Source organism: Pseudomonas marginalis (assembly GCF_008692035.1).
GTDB classification, from domain to species: Bacteria; Pseudomonadota; Gammaproteobacteria; order Pseudomonadales; family Pseudomonadaceae; genus Aquipseudomonas; species Aquipseudomonas marginalis.
Window position 1 is genome coordinate 1,738,456 of sequence record NZ_VTFG01000002.1, and the last position, 17,325, is coordinate 1,755,780.

Here is a 17,325-nt window from a genome sequence, read left to right on the forward strand (position 1 = left end):
GGGTTTACAGATTAAAAAGCCCGCCGTATAGTTCGCCCCATCAACAGCGGCAACGTTGCTTGATAATGCCCAGGTGGTGAAATTGGTAGACACGCCAGCTTCAGGTGCTGGTGATCGCAAGGTCGTGGAAGTTCGAGTCTTCTCCTGGGCACCAAATTCAGATCAAACCCGCGAAAGCGGGTTTTTTCGTTTCCGGGGTTTGAAAAACCCATCAGCAATTTCCCCCCTTCGGCGCACTTGAGAAGTTTTATCGTTTATCCTTGCAATGATTTGTTGCACTCAAGTGAGGAAAACCCCGGATGATGATCCGCGATACCCGTCTCAAGACATCCCTTCTGCGTGGCCTGACCATCACTCTGCTCGGCCTGACCCTACTCTCCCCCGCCGCCTACTCCGCCGACAAAGTCTCCCTGACCCTGTACAACGGCCAACACAAAGAAGTCGGCGATGAACTCGCCAAGGCCTTCGAAGCCAGGACCGGTATTCACGTCAACGTACGCAAGGGCAGCAGCAACCAACTGGCCAGCCAAGTCGTGGAGGAAGGCGACCGCTCCCCTGCCGACGTGATCTACACCGAAGAATCGCCGCCATTGAACAAACTTGGCGAGCAAGGCCTGCTGGCCAAGATCGATGCAGGCACGCTCGACGTCCTGCCCAAGGATTACGTGGGTCGTAACGGCGACTGGATGGGCGTGACCGCACGCACCCGCGTCGTAGCCTTCAACCCCAAACTGATTGCCGAGAAAGACCTGCCCAAGTCGGTATTGGATTTCGCCGGCCCCGAGTGGCAAGGCAAGGTCGGCTTCGTACCTACCAGCGGTGCCTTCCAGGAACAGGCCGTGGCGATCATCAAGCTGCACGGCCGTGAAGCCGCCGAAGAATGGCTGACCGGCCTGCGTGCCTTCGGCAAGGTGTACAGCAACAATATGGTCGCCCTGAAGGCCGTGGAAAACGGCGAAGTAGCCACCGTTCTGGTGAACAACTACTACTGGTTTGCCCTGAAGAAAGAAAAAACCAACCTCGATTCCCAACTGCACTACTTCACCGATGGCGATGCCGGCGGCCTGATCACCGTGTCTTCGGCGGCCGCGCTGAAGTCCAGCAAGCATCCCAAAGAAGCCCAGCAACTGCTGGCGTTCATGGCCAGCGAAGAAGGCCAGCGCGTGATTACCACTACCTCGGCCGAGTACCCGCTGCGCAAAGGCATGGAATCCAACCGCGGCCTTAAGCCCTTCAGCGAACTGCAGCCGCCGAAAGTCACGCCTGCCGACCTGGGCAACGCAGAAGAAGCCCTGGACCTGGAACGTGAGGTTGGCTTGAACTGATGAACCCATCGCTACCCACCCCCGCCCTGCGCGGGGGGCTCAGCCCGCGCCGCAAGCGCCCTTCGATCTGGCTACTGCTCCCCGTCCTGCTACTGGTTGGCCTGAGCCTGCTGCCACTGGTGTACGTCGGGCTGAAGGCCTGGCAGGCGGGCTGGGCGCAGGCGGTGCATCTGCTCTGGCGCCCCTATGTGTTCGGGCTGCTGCGCAATACCCTGGCGCTGATGGTCGGCGTGACGGTGGCGTGCGGCGTGATCGGCCTGTCCCTGGCCTGGCTGCTGGAACGCAGCAATCTGCCAGGGCGCCGCCTCTGGGGTGTAGTCCTGTGCCTGCCGTTCGCGGTGCCGGCGTTTGTCAGCAGCTTCACCTGGGTATCCCTGAGCGCCCACTTCGAAGGGCTCGGCGGCGCGATCCTGGTGATGACCCTGTCCAAATACCCGCTGGTGTTTTTGCCAGTGGCCGCAACCTTGCGCAACCTGGACCCTTCCCTTGAAGAATCGGCCCGCACCCTGGGGCTGAATCGCTGGGGCGTATTCCTGCGCATCACCCTGCCCTTGCTGTGGCCGTCGCTGCTGGCCGGGGCACTGCTGATTGCCCTGCATATGCTGGTGGAGTTCGGCGCGCTGTCGATCATCGGCCTGCAAACCTTCACCACCGCGATCTACCAGCAATTCGAACTGGAGTTCAGCAACGCCAATGCCGCGATGCTTTCTGCGGTATTGCTGGTGATGTGCCTGACCCTGCTGTGGCTGGAACTGCGCGTGCGCGGCAAGGGCCGGCACGTGCGCATCGGCCAGGGCGCGGCGCGGCATGGGGAGCAGGTGCGACTGGGCAAGTGGGCGCCACTGGGCCAGGTGTATTGCCTGGCGCTGGCGATCATCGGCAGCGGCATCCCCTTGGGCATGCTCGGCTATTGGCTGGCGGTAGGTTCATCGGCGGCATTTCCAATGGCCGAGATTGGCGAGGCATTGCTGTCCTCCCTGATGCTGTCGCTGGGTGGCGCGGCACTGTGCCTGGCGCTGGCGGTACCGGTGGGGCTGCTGGTGGTGCGCTACAAGGGCCGACTGGCAATCTGGGCCGAGCGCCTGCCGTACCTGCTGCACGCCCTGCCCGGCCTGGTGATTGCACTGACACTGGTGTATTTCGCCCTGCATTACGTGCCGGCGCTGTACCAGACCTCTGCGTTGCTGCTGATCGCCTATGCCTTGTTGTTTCTTCCATTGGCCCAGGCGCCGATCCGCACGGCCTTGAACAAAGCCGCACCGCAACTGGAAGAGGCTGCACGCACGCTGGGGGCATCGTCGTTCAGTGCGTTTTGCCGAGTGACGCTGCCGATTATTTTTCCGGCATTGGGTGCGGCATTTGCGCTGGTGTTCCTGGACGCCATGAAGGAATTGACGGCGACGCTGCTGCTCAGCCCCACCGGGCTGAATACCTTGGCGACTGCCGTGTGGGCGCACACCTCGAATGTGGAGTTTGCGGCGGCGGCGCCTTATGCGGCGCTGTTGATCGTGGTGTCGGGGTTGCCGGTCTATCTGCTGACAACTCGGATGTACTTGAGCCGCTGAGATCGCTATCGGGGGGCAAGCCCCCGATGAGACCTGAACAGACGACGCTAAGCCCGGAACTGCCCCAGACTCGCCTTCAACTGCGCCGCCAACCCATCCAGCACCTTGCCACTGGCGGTAGTCTCCACCACCGCCTGCGCCGCACGCTCGGCCTGGGCATGGATCACCTCGACCCGGCCTCGTACCGCATGGGCGCCCTGGGCCTGATGCTCGGCGGCGCGGGTAGCCAGGCCAATCGCTGCATGCACCTGCTCCACCGAGGCCTGCACCGTCTGCTGCAAGCGCACGCTGTCGCGCAGCACCAGCAAACCTTCGTTGGCCTGGCGCCCGGCCTTGCCGATGGTTTCCACCGCCTCCCGAGCGCCCTGCTGCAACGCGACGATATGGGCCTGGATATCGCCGGTAGAGCTTTGGGTCTTGCTGGCCAACGCACGCACTTCGTCCGCCACCACCGCAAAGCCACGCCCCGTTTCGCCGGCACGCGCTGCTTCGATGGCGGCGTTGAGCGCCAGCAGGTTGGTCTGCTCGGCGATACCATGGATGACCGTCAGCACCACTTCGATCTGCTCGCTTTGCTGGGCCAGGCGCTCGATAACCTGGGACCCGGCCTGGACCTGCCCCGCCAACGCTTCGATCAAACTGCCGACTTCGGCCGACGTGCGCGAGTTCTCGTCCGTCGCCTGACGAATATCCACCACCTGCTGCAACGCCGCCTGCATGGCGTGGCTTTCGGCCTGGGCCTCGTCGGCCATTTGCGACAGCGCGCGCAAACTCTCCGCCACCTCATCACGCTGCAAGCCAGCGGCCGCATCGGCGCCGGCATTGCGCAAGGTCATGGCGCCGATTTCCACGCCGGTACGCTGGGCCACATCGCCCGCCTCGCGCACGATGGGTTGCAACTTATCCACAAAACGATTGACCGCCGAGGCCATGTCGCCGATTTCGTCCTTGCTGTTGATCTGCACGCGCTTGGTGAGGTCGCCCTCGCCTGCTGCCAGGTCATCCATGGCCGCGATAAGCAGTTTCAGGCGATTGACCACACGACGGCCGAGAACCACGGCGATCAGCAGCAATACGCCGAAACCGACCACCGCCAGCCCCATGCCGATGCGCCAACGCAAGGTACCGGCAGCCTCCTGCACGGCGCCAGTGGTGTTGACGGTCATCTGGGTCGCAGTGGCTTGCGCCGACTGCAGGCGAGCGCCCATGGCCGCCGCGCTATCCGCCGCGGCACCTTTGAGGCTGTCGCCGACCAACTGATCACCGCTGGCTATCAGTGCGGCAAAACGCTTGTCCAGCGCTTGCAGATCGGCCTCGACCGACGCGGTCGACACCCCCATGAGCACCTTGCCAATCTCCACGCCGTTAGGACTGATGGACGCCTCGACGTAGAACACCGAAGGATCGTTCTTCGCGGCGTTCAGGACTTTGTCCAGGGCGCGATCGCCCTGGCCTTTTTCCAGCAACGCCTTGTTGATCGGATTTTCGCGATTCAGATAACGAGTCAGGTGCTCACCCGCCGCGTCGTCATAGACCACGAACAGCACGTTGGGATTGCGCTGGGCGCGTCGGGCAAACTCGGACAGCGTTGGCACATCGCTGTCCCACATGGCGCGGGGCGCCACCGAGGCCAGCAGTTGCGCCATATCGTTGGCGGAGTCTTGCAGGTCTTTTTCCAGGGTCGCACGCAACTGTTTCTGCTCTGCCTGCAGGCGCTCGGAAAGCCCGGCGGTCAGACGCTGACGGGTACTGGTGGACAAGCTGTCCAGGCTCGACGTGACTTCCTTGCCGGCCTGGGCCAATTCACCGGACAGCTTCTGGCTGTCGATGCCCAGGCGACTGCCTAAATCGGCCTCCAGCGCCGTGACCGTGCTCCGGGTGAGAGCGACCGCCACCAGCACTTGCACCAAAAGAGCGATACCTAGGGTAACGAACACCGGCCGCAACAGACGGCTTTGTAACAATGAGAGAACGGCAGACATCGGGAATCCCTCCACCACGGGTGCCATTAATTTGATAGCACCGCGAAAGAAAGAAACATAGCAAGGGTCGTGCCGCTTGGCATGCAGATACGACAAAGGGCTCCCGAAGGAGCCCTTTGCTTTTTACATCAATAGCTTATTAAGCGAACGGGTGACGCAGAACGATGGTCTCGTTGCGATCCGGGCCCGTCGAAATAATGTCAATCGGCGCACCGATCAGCTCTTCAACGCGCTTGATGTAGGCACGGGCATTGGCTGGCAACTCTTCCAGGGTCTTGGCACCCACGGTCGACTCGCTCCAGCCCGGCACTTCTTCGTACACAGGCTGCAGGCCCACGTAGCTGTCGGCGTCAACCGGGGCAACGTCCTTGCCTTCGGCATCTTTGTAGCCGACGCAGATGTTGATGGTTTCCAGGCCGTCGAGTACATCCAGCTTGGTGAAGCAGATGCCCGAGATGCTGTTCACATCGATCGCGCGACGCAGGATAACGGCGTCGAACCAGCCACAGCGACGAGCACGGCCGGTGGTCGCGCCGAATTCGTGACCCTGCTTGGCCAGGTGCGCACCGACTTCGTCGAACAGTTCAGTCGGGAACGGGCCCGAACCTACACGGGTGGTGTAGGCCTTGGTGATGCCGAGGATGTAGTCCAGGAACATAGGACCAACGCCCGAACCGGTAGCGACGCCGCCGGCAGTGGTGTTGGAGCTGGTCACGTACGGGTAGGTACCGTGGTCGATGTCCAGCAACGAACCCTGGGCGCCTTCGAACATGATGTCCTTGCCGGCGCGACGCAGGTCGTGCAGCTCGGCGGTCACATCCAGCATCAGCGGCTTGAGCAGCTCAGCGTATTCCTTGCACTCGGCCAGGGTCTTGTCGAATTCGATGGCTGGCTCTTTGTAGTAACCCACCAGCATGAAGTTGTGGTAATCCACCAGTTCACGCAGCTTGTCTTCAAAGCGCGGCATGTTGAGCAGGTCGCCCACACGCAGGCCACGACGCGCGACCTTGTCTTCGTAGGCCGGGCCGATGCCGCGACCGGTGGTGCCGATCTTCAGCTCGCCACGGGCCTTTTCACGAGCCTGGTCCAGCGCAACGTGGAAGGACAGGATCAGCGGGCAGGACGGGCTGATACGCAGGCGCTCGCGCACCGGTACGCCTTTCTCTTCCAGCTTGGTGATCTCACGCAGCAGGGCATCCGGCGCAACCACGACGCCGTTGCCGATCAGGCACTGCACGCCTTCGCGCAGGACGCCCGACGGGATCAGGTGCAAGACGGTTTTTTCGCCGTCGATGACCAGGGTGTGGCCAGCGTTGTGACCGCCTTGGTAGCGCACTACGGCGGCAGCATGTTCGGTCAGCAGATCAACGATCTTGCCTTTGCCCTCATCACCCCATTGGGTGCCCAGGACTACGACATTCTTACCCATAACACTTGTCCTCATTCGCGCAAACTTGGTGCCGGCGATGGCCGGCAGGAAAACTCAAGAAGCCAGTGGCGATACTTGCCAAAGCCCGTTCTGCAGAATCAATTGCCGGTCGCAGTCCGCTTCACGGGCGGCGGCCAATGGCTGCCCAGGCAATGCCTGGACAACACGCTGACCCTCACTGCGCAACTGGCAAACCTGCTGCCAGAGTGCTGCGTCCGTACTGTCGGGCATCCAGATGCCACCAGACGGCAGCTCGACCTCAGCACGCCCCAGGGTCACCAGGGTTTTCAAATCGGTGGAAAAGCCGGTGGCCGGACGCGCACGACCGAAGTCGGCGCCGATGTCGTCGTAACGACCACCTTGGGCGATGGCCTGGCCAACACCCGGCACAAACACCGCGAACACCACACCGGTGTGGTAGTGGTAGCCGCGCAGCTCGCCCAAATCAAAATACAGCGGCAACTGCGGGAACCGCGCCGACAACCGCTCAGCAATCGCCAACAGGTCATCCAGTGCAGCCAATACCGGCGCCGGCGCCTTGGCCAGGCGTTCACGTGCAGCCACCAGCACTTCACGGCCGCCACACAGGTTGACCAGTGCACGCAGCATCTCGGCCAGATCCGCAGGCACGCCAGCGGTCAGGGCGATGACTTCATCGATCGCCTTGCGCTGCAGGGCATCGAACAGCTGTTGCTCGGCTTCACCGGACAAACCGGCCGCACGGGCCAGGCCACGGTAGATACCCACGTGACCGAGGTCCATGTGGACATCTGGCACATCAGCCAGTTGCAGCATGGCCAGCATCAGGCTGATCACTTCAACGTCGCTGCTCGGGCTGGCATCACCGTACAACTCCGCGCCCAATTGGATCGGGCTGCGGGAGGACGACAAGGCACGCGGTTGAGCGTGCAGCACGCTGCCGGCGTAGCACAGGCGGCTCGGGCCTTCGCGGCGCAGGGTGTGCGCATCGATGCGTGCCACTTGCGGCGTGATGTCGGCACGGAACCCCATTTGCCGGCCCGATTGCGGGTCGATGACCTTGAAGGTGCGCAGATCCAGGTCCTGGCCCGCGCCGGTCAGCAGGGATTCCAGGTACTCGATATGGGGGGTCACGACAAACTCGTAACCCCAGCTCTGGAACAGATCCAACACCTGGCGACGCGCTACTTCAATGCGCGCAGCTTCTGGTGGCAGTACTTCTTCGATGCCATCTGGCAGCAGCCAGCGGTCTACCGTTGCCATTACGCCATTCCCCTATGATCCGGGCGGCCAGCCCTCGGCCGAGCCTTGAGTGAAGCAGAAAATACCCGCCCCCTGCATAAACCACGCGCAAGAGCGACGTGACGAACGACCTGTTAACGGCCTCGTCGGGCACTTTCCTCGAAAAACCTGTCACGCCTGCCGAATCAAACATGCAGACGCAAAAAAGCCGGGAATTTCCCGGCTGCCGCATCATACACCCGTTTTCTGAAAGGATCACCCCGCCAGGCGTTTTAGCCGCCCGACGGAGTGCGCCCTACAAAATCACGGGCTGGTTACTTGGACTTTTCCAGGTAGCGGAAGAAGTCGCTGCTTGGGTCCAGCACCATGACGTCGGTTTTGTTCGCGAAGCTTTCACGGTAGGCACGCAGGCTACGGTAGAACGCGTAGAACTCCTGGTCCTGGCCGTAAGCCTTGGCGTAGATCGCCGCAGCTTGAGCATCACCATCACCACGGGCCTCTTCAGACTCGCGATAGGCTTCTGCCAGCAGTACACGGCGCTGACGGTCGGCATCCGCACGGATACCTTCAGCCAGCTCGTTACCCTTGGCACGGTGCTCACGGGCCTCACGCTCACGCTCGGTGCTCATGCGCTCGAACACGCTGCGGTTCACTTCCTTCGGCAAATCGATGGCCTTGACCCGAACATCGACAACTTCGATCCCCAGCTCTTTTTCCGCCATCGTGTTCAACGAACGGGTGATATCCGCCATCAGCGCATCACGTTCACCGGACACCACCTCGTGCAGGGTGCGCTTACCAAACTGGTCACGCAGGCCCGACTCCAGACGGCGCGACAAACGCTCGTCGGCAATCTGCTTGAGGCCGGAGGTCGCAGTGTAGAAGCGCTCGGCATCCTTGACGCGCCACTTGGCGTAGGCGTCAACCATCACAGCTTTCTTTTCCAGGGTCAGGAAGCGCTGTGTCGGTGCATCCAGGGTCATCAGGCGCGCGTCGAACTTGCGCACCTGGTTGACGTAGGGGACTTTCACATGCAGGCCCGGCTGGACATCCGCCTGGACCACGCGACCGAATTGCAGCAGCACCGCACGCTCGGTCTGAGCCACGATGTAGAAGCAGTTCCAGGCAGCGATGACCACGACGACGCCCACAATCAGGGCGGTCAGCGATTTATTGCTCATCAACGACTCTCCCTGGTACGTGTTTGCTGTTGCAGCAAGTCAGCGGCCGCACGGGCGCTCGCTTCATTGGCAGCGGCATTGGAACCGGTGGACGGTGCACTGGAGCTGCTGCGACCACCTTCGATCATCTTGTCCAGCGGCAGGTACAGCAGGTTGTTCTGCCCACCCTTGCTGCCGGTCACGAGGACCTTGCTGGTGTTGCTGAAGACTTCCTGCATGGTGTCCAGGTACAGACGCTCACGCGTCACTTCAGGCGCCTTGCGGTACTCGGCGACCAGCTTGGTAAAGCGATCCGCTTCACCTTTGGCGCGGGAGACCACTTCATCACGGTAACCGTTGGCATCCTCGAGGATACGCTGGGCCTGGCCACGGGCTTCCGGCACGACGCCGTTGGCGTAGGTCTCAGCCTGGTTGCGCGAACGCTGCTCGTCTTCACGGGCGCGGATCACGTCGTCGAAGGCTTCCTGCACTTCACGCGGTGCCGCTGCGCTCTGTACGTTCACCTGGGTGACGGTGATACCGGTGCGATAGGTATCGAGGAACCGTTGCAGGCGCTCCTTGATTTCGCTGGCCATCAGTTCACGGCCTTCGGTCAGCACCTGGTCCATGGCGGTGGAACCCACCACGTGGCGCAGGGCGCTTTCGGTTGCGTGTTGCAGGCTGATTTCCGGCTGATCGACGTTCAGCACGAAGTCCTGCAGGTTGCTGATCTTGTACTGCACGGTCAGCGGCACTTCGACGATGTTCTCGTCTTCGGTCAGCATCTGGCCCTGCTTGGTGTAGGCACGCTCACGCGTGACGTTCTCCATGTACTTCTTGTCGATCGGCGGGAAATAGATATTCAGGCCAGGACCGACAGTCTCGTAGTACTTGCCGAAGCGCAGAACCACGGCTTGCTCCTGCTCGTCCACGACGTATACGGCGCTGTACAGCCATACGGCCGCCAGCACGACAAGACCCAGGCCCAGCAGGCCGTAGCCGCCGCCCTTGCCGGTGCGACCACCTTCATCACCACCCCGTTTTTTTCCACCACCGAACAACCCATTCAGGCTTTCCTGCAGCTTTCGGAAGGCCTCGTCGAGATCTGGTGGCCCCTTGCGGTCGCCATTATTGCGGCGCTTACCACCCCAAGGATCCTGATTATTCGAGTTGCCACCCGGCTCATTCCAAGCCATAGCGCTCTCCATCTGATAAAGCAAAGACGCACCCACGGCGCGCCGACCAATGCTACAGAATGCCTGCTACTGCGGCACAACCGCTTTCGGAGGCTTTTATTGCAAAGTGTGTTGTTCGATGAACTCTGTCGGTACTACGCCTTCACGGCTGACCAGCCGATTGAGCTCCGAGCGCGGCAATCGAACGGCCAGCAAGCTGACACCTTCTTCGTCGTGTTCTTCTTTCTGTACCGCGCCCAGCTCGAAAAACTGTGCACGCAGTCGAGCAAAACGCTGAGGCAAGCGCAAGGTGCCGACGAACAAATCGCTGCCGAGCAATTCGGCAATGGCTTGTTCAAGCAGCTCCAAACCACTGCCATCGCGCGCCGACAGCCAGACCCGCTGGGGCTTGCCGTTCTCGTCGCGCTGGATTTGTGGCTCGACGCCTTCAAGCAAATCGAGTTTGTTATAGACCTCGAGGATCGGCAAGTCCTGGGCGCCAATCTCGCCCAGCACGACCATCACCTGTTCAATCTGCAACATGCGATCCGGTTCGGCCGCATCGATCACGTGCAACAGCAGGTCGGAATTGCTCGACTCCTCGAGCGTAGACCGAAATGCCTCGACCAGCTTGTGGGGCAGGTGCCGAATGAAACCCACGGTATCGGCCAGGACAATCGGCCCCAGGTCGTCGATATCCAGACGGCGCAAGGTCGGGTCGAGGGTCGCGAACAGTTGGTCAGCCGCGTACACGTCCGATTTGGTCACGTTGTTGAACAGCGTGGACTTGCCGGCGTTGGTGTAGCCCACCAGCGATACGGTAGGGATATCGGCACGCGAACGGCCACGTCGCGATTGCTCGCGCTGGCTGCGCACCTTCTCCAGTCGGCCCTTGATCTGACGCAGGCGAACCCGCAGCAGGCGCCGGTCGGTTTCCAACTGGGTTTCACCCGGGCCCCGCATGCCGATACCGCCACCCTGACGCTCAAGGTGAGTCCAACCGCGAACCAGCCGAGTGCTCATGTGGTCAAGCTGGGCCAATTCGACCTGGAGCTTGCCCTCATGGGTACGGGCGCGTTGGGCGAAAATATCGAGAATCAGGCCGGTGCGGTCGATCACGCGACACTCGAATACACGTTCGAGGTTACGTTCCTGACTGGGCGTGAGGGTGTGATTGAAGATCACCAGATCGGCTTCTTCGGCATGGACCAGGTCGCGCAGTTCCTCGACCTTGCCGCTGCCAATCAGGAATTTGGCGGTTGGCCGATGACGCGGCACGTTAAAAAACGCAACGGTCTCGGCGCCGGCCGAATTTGCCAGCTCCTGAAACTCCTGCGGATCTTCGCGCGCCTCAGGGTCCTGTCCATCCAAGTGAACGAGGATGACTCGCTCACCACCACCGTGGCGCTCAAAGAACAAAGGAGACTCCTATCAGGCGTTACCTGGCTCAGCGTCAGCTGCATCATCACCGGCGGCGCTAGGCAGACGGATTGGACGAACTGGAACCACTGTCGAGATAGCGTGCTTGTAGACCATCTGGCTGACGGTGTTTTTCAGCAGGATCACGAACTGGTCGAACGACTCGATCGTGCCTTGCAGCTTGATACCGTTGACCAGGTAGATGGAAACCCCCACTTTCTCTTTACGTAAAGTATTCAAGTAAGGGTCTTGTAGCGAATGCCCTTTTGACATGTGCCGCACTCCTTTAAGGATCAATAATAAAAAATCGGAAAATAGATAGCTTATGGCCGTCACACCCCCAAGGATAGACGGCAATTGCAAGGACTCAGCTCAATATGGAGACCGTTCCCAAGTATTTCAAGGCGCGTGACAGATTGTCGCTGTCCAGGCTGTCCAACCAGTGCAAATCGCTCCAGCTGCGCAGCCAGGTGAACTGGCGCTTCGCTAATTGGCGCGTGGCAATGATGCCGCGCTCCTGCATTTCGGCTGACGTCAGCTTGCCATCCAGATGATCCCAGACTTGGCGGTAGCCTACAGCACGTATCGAAGGTAACCCTGGATGCAGGTCACCTCTTGAACGCAGTGCTACGACCTCGTCCACAAACCCCTGTTCCAACATAATTGTGAATCTTTGTGCAATTCGTTCATGCAGCACCTGGCGATTTGCCGGAGCGATGGCCAGATTCGCCACAGTATAGGGCAATTGTGACTGTCCAGATGCGCCTGCATCAGCACTTTGCGCAGTTTGTTTCAGCCGCAGTTCAGTCATGGTCTGCCCGCTGACCCGCCAGACTTCCAGGGCGCGACTGAGGCGCTGGGGATCATTGGGGTGAATACGCGCGGCAGATACCGGGTCAACCGCTGCCAACTGGTCGTGCAGGGCTTGCCAGCCAAGGCGTGCAGCCTCTTCTTCGAGTTCAGCGCGCACCTGGGCATCGGCGGGCGGCATGTCGGCCAGCCCTTCCTGCAAAGCCTTGTAGTAGAGCATCGTGCCGCCCACCAGCAAGGGGATGTTGCCCCGCGCGGTGATCTCGGCCATGGCGGCCAGGGCGTCGGTGCGGAAATCCGCTGCGGAATAGCTCTCGGCCGGGTCGATGATGTCGATCAACCGGTGCGGATACTGCGCCAGCAGCGCTTTGGAAGGCTTGGCGGTGCCGATGTCCATGTCCCGGTAAACCAGGGCAGAGTCGACACTGATCAGCTCGCACGGCAGCACCTTGGTGAGCTCGATGGCCAGGTCGGTCTTGCCGGCGGCCGTGGGGCCCATCAGGAAGATCGCGGGGGGCAAGGCACTCATCAACGGCCGCGCAAGAACAGTTTGTCCAGATCATCCAGGCCCATCTGGGTCCAGGTCGGACGGCCATGGTTGCACTGGCCGCTGCGTTCGGTGTTTTCCATGTCGCGCAGCAGGCCGTTCATTTCCGGCAGGGCCAGGCGGCGATTGGCGCGGATGGCACCGTGGCAGGCCATGGTGCCGAGCAGTTCGTTGATGTGTGCCTGGATACGGTCACTGGTGCCGTACTCCATCAGGTCAGCCAATACATCGGCCACCAGCCGGTTGGCCTCGGCCTGCTTGAGCAGCGCGGGAATCTGGCGGATCGCCAGGGTTTCCGGGCCCAGGCGCTGCAACTCGAAGCCCAGTTTCTGGAACAGACCGTGATGCTCTTCGGCGCAATCGGCCTCACGCTGGCTGACGGCCAGGGATTCCGGCACCAGCAACGGCTGGCCACTCAGGCCTTCGCTGGCCATGGCGATCTTCAGGCGCTCGTACATGATCCGCTCGTGGGCGGCGTGCATGTCCACCAGCACCAGGCCATGGGCATTTTCCGCGAGGATGTAGATGCCCTTGAGCTGCGCCAACGCGTAGCCCAGGGGTGGAATATCACCGCCACCTTCCGGCAAGGCCACGGCGCCCGGCTCGGCACCTGGCAGCGGCGCAAAGAACTCACGATAGGCAGCCTGCGCTTCGGCGACCGGCACGGCCGATTGCGGACGCGGTGTGTATTGGTACTGATAACCCGCCCCCGAGCCCGAACCCGGCGCCGTGTAGCTCGGCTGGGGTTGCGGCGATTGCAGCAGGTTTGCCGCCAGGCTCATTTCGCCCTGAGGGCCAAACTCGCCCGCTTCGGGGCCGCTCGGCCGCACCACCGCCGTCACGATGGGCGCAGACAACTGGTCATCCGGGCGCACATCGCCCAGGGCACGGTGCAAGGTGCCATAGAGGAAGTCATGCACCATGCGCCCGTCACGGAAGCGTACTTCGTGCTTGGTCGGGTGCACGTTGACGTCCACTACCGAAGGGTCGACCTCGAAAAACAGCACAAAGGTCGGATGCCGACCGTTGAACAACACATCGCGATAAGCCTGGCGCACCGCGTGGGCCACCAGTTTGTCGCGTACCGCCCGGCCATTCACAAAGAAATACTGCAAGTCCGCCTGGCTGCGGGAGAAGGTCGGCAAGCCCACCCAACCCCACAGGCGCAGGCCGTTGCGTTCGATTTCAATCGGCAGCGCCTGCTCCAGGAACCCCGCACCGCACACTGCCGCGACACGGCGAGCACGTGCGGCGTCGTCGTTGGCTTCGTGCAGGCTAAGGATGGTCTTGCCGTTGTGGCGCAGGTGAAACGCCACATCGAAACGCGCCAGGGCCAGGCGCTTGATGACTTCTTGCAGGTGATCGAATTCGGTTTTTTCGGCCTTGAGGAATTTGCGCCGCGCCGGGGTGTTGAAGAACAGGTCGCGCACTTCCACCGAGGTGCCCACCGGATGGGCAGCCGGCTGGACCCGAGGCGCCATGTCGCGGCCTTCGGTCTCCACCTGCCAGGCCTGCTCGGCATCACGGGTGCGCGACGTCAGGGTCAGGCGCGCCACGGAGCTGATGGAGGCCAATGCCTCACCGCGAAAGCCCAGGCTCATCACCCGCTCCAGGTCTTCCAGGTCGCGGATCTTGCTGGTGGCGTGACGGGCCAGGGCCAGCGGCAGGTCATCGGAGGAGATCCCACTGCCATCGTCGCGGACGCGCAGCAGCTTGACGCCGCCCTGCTCCACATCGACATCGATGCGTCGGGCGCCGGAGTCGATGCTGTTCTCCAGCAACTCCTTGATCACCGAGGCCGGCCGTTCAACGACCTCGCCCGCCGCAATCTGGTTGGCGAGGCGCGGGCTGAGCAATTCAATGCGCGACCCGCTGTTCAAGACTGATTCGCTCATTACTGCGCCGCCAATTCAGTGCCGGGGATGGTCAATACCTGGCCGATTTTCAACTCATCGCTCTTCAGGTTGTTGGCGCTGCGCAGGGACGCGGCCGAGACCTGGAAACGCACGGCCAGCATGGCCACGGTGTCGCCGGGCTGCACGCGATGGTCGCGCGGGCCCTGGGCGATTTTGCCGGAGTCGCGCAACCAGGCAATGTAGGTGCCCGGCGGCGGGTTCTGCTGGAAGAACTGGCGCACGCCAGCACTGATGGAGCGCGCCAAGGCCTGCTGGTGGCTGGCACTGGCCAGCTTCGAGGCTTCGTTGGCATTGGAGATAAACCCGGTTTCCACCAGGATCGATGGGATGTCCGGCGATTTCAACACCATGAACCCGGCCTGTTCCACGCGCTGCTTATGCAACGAGGTCACCCGGCCGATGTTGCTCAACACCTTCTGGCCGACGTTCAAGCTGGAGGTCAGCGAGGCCGTCATCGACAGGTCAAGCAGTACCCCGGCGAGCATCTTGTCCTTGTCATCGAGGGACACGTTACCGGCCCCGCCGATCAAGTCGGAACGGTTTTCACTGTCGGCCAGCCAGCGCGCGGTCTCGGACGTGGCGCCGCGATCCGACAGGGCAAACACCGAGGCACCGAAGGCCGCCGTCGAAGGCGCGGCGTCCGCATGGATCGAGACGAACAGGTCGGCGCCCTTCTTACGGGCGATTTCGGTACGGCCGCGCAACGGAATGAAGTAGTCGCCGGTACGGGTCAGTTCGGCGCGGTAGCCTTTCATGCCGTTGACCTGGCGCTGCAGCTCACGGGCGATGGCCAGCACCACGTCTTTCTCATGCTGGCCGCGCGAGCCGGACGCGCCCGGGTCTTCACCGCCGTGGCCGGCATCGATCACCACGATAATGTCGCGCTTGCCGGCCGGCGCTGGCGGCGGCGGTGGCAGCTTGACCTGGGGTTGGGACGGGTTGACCGGTACGGCCGGCACTGTCGCCACGGCCGGGGTTGGCGCCGGCGGCGGCGCGGCATCGGCGGCGTTGTCGAACAGATCGACCACCAGCCGGTTGCCGTATTGGGCGTTTGGCGCCAGGGAGAAGCTTTTCGGGGTCACGACCTTTTTCAGGTCGATCACCACCCGCAGGTCGGTCGGCGTGCGCTGCGCCGAGCGCATGGCGGTAATCGGCGTGTTGGCGGTGGACACGTTCAACGGCGCGGCCAGGGTCGCACCATTGATGTCGATCACCAGGCGATCGGGCGCCGTGAGGGTAAAGACACTGTGCTGGACCGGGCCAGACAGGTCGAACACCAGTCGCGTGTTATCCGGCGCTCGCCACAGGCGAACACTCTTCACCTGTGAAGCAGCCAGAGCATTGACAGTCATTGCCGCAAGCAACACCCCTACGACAGCAACCAACGCGCGAAAGCGCATACCTAACCCCACCAATTATTTGAATTCCAAAGCCAGAGCGGCGCACCACGACTCACCGCGCGCACCCTGGGGCAACAACTTCAGCTGACGTCCGTGATCATGCGGCGTAATGGTAATGGTCAGGTCCGGCTTTGGCAAAAAGCCTGTGCCTTTATCTGGCCACTCGATCAGGCACAGCGCGTCTTCATCGAAGTAATCACGGATGCCCATGAATTCGAGTTCTTCGGGATCGACCAGGCGGTAGAGATCGAAATGGAACGCCCGCACTGCGCCGATCTCGTAGGGTTCAACCAGGGTGAACGTGGGACTCTTGACCGCCCCCGTGTGGCCCAGACCGCGAATGATCCCCCGGGACAGCGTGGTCTTGCCCGCCCCCAGGTCGCCTTCAAGAAAGATCAGGCCTGACCCGGCCGTGACCTGGGCAATACGCTGACCTAACGCCACCATGGCGTCTTCATCGGCCAGGAAAAGAATTACTTCAGACACGGCGACTGTTCCTCCAGCAATTGACGAATGGCGGGTATCAGGTCGCTGGCGGCCAGCCCGCGACCAAAGCTGCCCTGGCGATCTCCCGCCGTGGCGTGCAACCAGACGGCCAGGCAGCTGGCTTCATACGCCGGCATGCCCTGGGCCAGCAGCGCACCTACCAGGCCGGCCAAAACATCACCGAGGCCCGCCGTCGCCATCGCCGGATGGCCTTGATCGCAGCGTGAAACGCGCCCGTCCAGGCTGGCAATCAAACTGCCAGCACCCTTGAGGATAGCCACTGTCTTGAATTTCTGGCTCAACGCGCGCGCCACCTTAAGACGGTCGGCCTGAACCTCGGCTGTCGAAATTCCCAACAAGCGCGCCGCCTCCCCCGGATGCGGAGTGATCACGCAATCGGCCGGCAGGCTCACGCTGCCAGTCGCCAGTTGATTGAGCGCATCGGCATCCCAGACCTGCGGCTGCCGTGCATTGGCTGCAACAGACAACAGGCTTTTACCCCAGGCGGCTTCGCCCAGGCCGGGGCCAATGACGATTACCGAGATTTTTTCCAGCAAGCCCATCAACTGGTTGGCCGAACTCACGCCGACGCTCATGACTTCCGGCAAACGCGCCAGCGCGGCCGGCACGTGCTCAAGGCGAGTGGCCAGGGACACCATGCCCGCGCCACTGCGCAGGGCGCTTTCGGCACTCAACAGCGCGGCACCGCCAAAGCCCCGGTCGCCGCCAATCATCAGCAGGTGACCGAACTGGCCTTTATGGGCGTCAGGGGAACGCGCAGCCAGTTGCGGCAAATGGCCGTGCAACAAAGGCTGAACGTCGGTTATTTCGTGTTTTGTCTGCGGCATGCGTCTTCAAGCTCCGATGTCTGGCAGAATTATACGCATCTA

14 protein-coding genes and 1 tRNA gene are annotated in these 17,325 nt (G+C 62.0%); 3 read left to right on the forward strand and 12 right to left on the reverse strand.

The window, feature by feature from the left end:
• Window positions 1–67: 67 nt before the first annotated feature.
• From FX984_RS28280 to FX984_RS28290, 3 genes are all read left to right on the forward strand, one after another.
• Window positions 68–154 (forward strand) — tRNA-Leu (locus FX984_RS28280).
• 145 nt (window positions 155–299) lie between these two features.
• Window positions 300–1,325: an iron ABC transporter substrate-binding protein gene (locus tag FX984_RS28285; protein ID WP_065925621.1), complete on the forward strand. Its 1,026-nt coding sequence runs from the start codon at window positions 300–302 to the stop codon at window positions 1,323–1,325.
• Entirely contained in the window at window positions 1,325–2,890 is a 1,566-nt protein-coding gene (locus FX984_RS28290) for an ABC transporter permease (protein WP_092359357.1), read from the forward strand. Before FX984_RS28285 ends, FX984_RS28290 begins: the two co-directional genes overlap by 1 nt.
• 47 nt (window positions 2,891–2,937) lie before the next feature.
• On the opposite strand, the gene FX984_RS28295 is transcribed toward FX984_RS28290, so the two are convergent.
• From FX984_RS28295 to FX984_RS28350, 12 genes are all read right to left on the reverse strand, one after another.
• A complete protein-coding gene (locus FX984_RS28295) occupies window positions 2,938–4,872 on the reverse strand; it encodes a methyl-accepting chemotaxis protein (protein ID WP_027604895.1) in 1,935 nt (644 codons plus the stop codon).
• A gap of 139 nt (window positions 4,873–5,011) precedes the next feature.
• Entirely contained in the window at window positions 5,012–6,301 is a 1,290-nt protein-coding gene (locus FX984_RS28300) for an adenylosuccinate synthase (RefSeq protein ID WP_027604896.1), read from the reverse strand.
• Window positions 6,302–6,355: 54 nt separating this feature from the next.
• A complete protein-coding gene (locus FX984_RS28305; protein WP_092359361.1) occupies window positions 6,356–7,543 on the reverse strand; it encodes an ATP phosphoribosyltransferase regulatory subunit in 1,188 nt (395 codons plus the stop codon).
• Window positions 7,544–7,836: 293 nt separating this feature from the next.
• Window positions 7,837–8,703 (reverse strand): protease modulator HflC, encoded by an 867-nt coding sequence (gene hflC, locus FX984_RS28310; RefSeq protein WP_010213607.1) that lies wholly within the window; start codon window positions 8,701–8,703, stop codon window positions 7,837–7,839.
• Entirely contained in the window at window positions 8,703–9,878 is a 1,176-nt protein-coding gene (hflK, locus tag FX984_RS28315) for an FtsH protease activity modulator HflK (protein WP_092359364.1), read from the reverse strand. Before hflK ends, hflC begins: the two co-directional genes overlap by 1 nt.
• A 96-nt stretch (window positions 9,879–9,974) precedes the next feature.
• On the reverse strand, window positions 9,975–11,276 hold the full coding sequence (gene hflX / locus FX984_RS28320; protein ID WP_027604899.1) for a ribosome rescue GTPase HflX: 1,302 nt from the start codon (window positions 11,274–11,276) through the stop codon (window positions 9,975–9,977).
• 12 nt (window positions 11,277–11,288) lie between these two features.
• Window positions 11,289–11,549, reverse strand: coding sequence for an RNA chaperone Hfq (gene hfq / locus FX984_RS28325; protein ID WP_003171355.1), 261 nt, complete (start codon window positions 11,547–11,549; stop codon window positions 11,289–11,291).
• 94 nt (window positions 11,550–11,643) lie between these two features.
• Window positions 11,644–12,615 (reverse strand): tRNA (adenosine(37)-N6)-dimethylallyltransferase MiaA, encoded by a 972-nt coding sequence (gene miaA, locus FX984_RS28330; protein ID WP_027604900.1) that lies wholly within the window; start codon window positions 12,613–12,615, stop codon window positions 11,644–11,646.
• Entirely contained in the window at window positions 12,615–14,528 is a 1,914-nt protein-coding gene (gene mutL / locus FX984_RS28335; RefSeq protein ID WP_146476858.1) for a DNA mismatch repair endonuclease MutL, read from the reverse strand. The genes miaA and mutL overlap by 1 nt, the downstream gene beginning before the upstream one ends.
• On the reverse strand, window positions 14,528–15,949 hold the full coding sequence (locus tag FX984_RS28340) for an N-acetylmuramoyl-L-alanine amidase (RefSeq protein WP_027604902.1): 1,422 nt from the start codon (window positions 15,947–15,949) through the stop codon (window positions 14,528–14,530). Before FX984_RS28340 ends, mutL begins: the two co-directional genes overlap by 1 nt.
• A gap of 15 nt (window positions 15,950–15,964) precedes the next feature.
• Entirely contained in the window at window positions 15,965–16,435 is a 471-nt protein-coding gene (gene tsaE, locus FX984_RS28345) for a tRNA (adenosine(37)-N6)-threonylcarbamoyltransferase complex ATPase subunit type 1 TsaE (protein WP_027604903.1), read from the reverse strand.
• Window positions 16,423–17,283 carry an NAD(P)H-hydrate dehydratase gene (locus FX984_RS28350; protein WP_146476857.1) on the reverse strand — a complete coding sequence of 287 codons (861 nt, stop codon included), beginning with the start codon at window positions 17,281–17,283 and terminating at the stop codon, window positions 16,423–16,425. Before FX984_RS28350 ends, tsaE begins: the two co-directional genes overlap by 13 nt.
• Window positions 17,284–17,325: the final 42 nt, after the last annotated feature.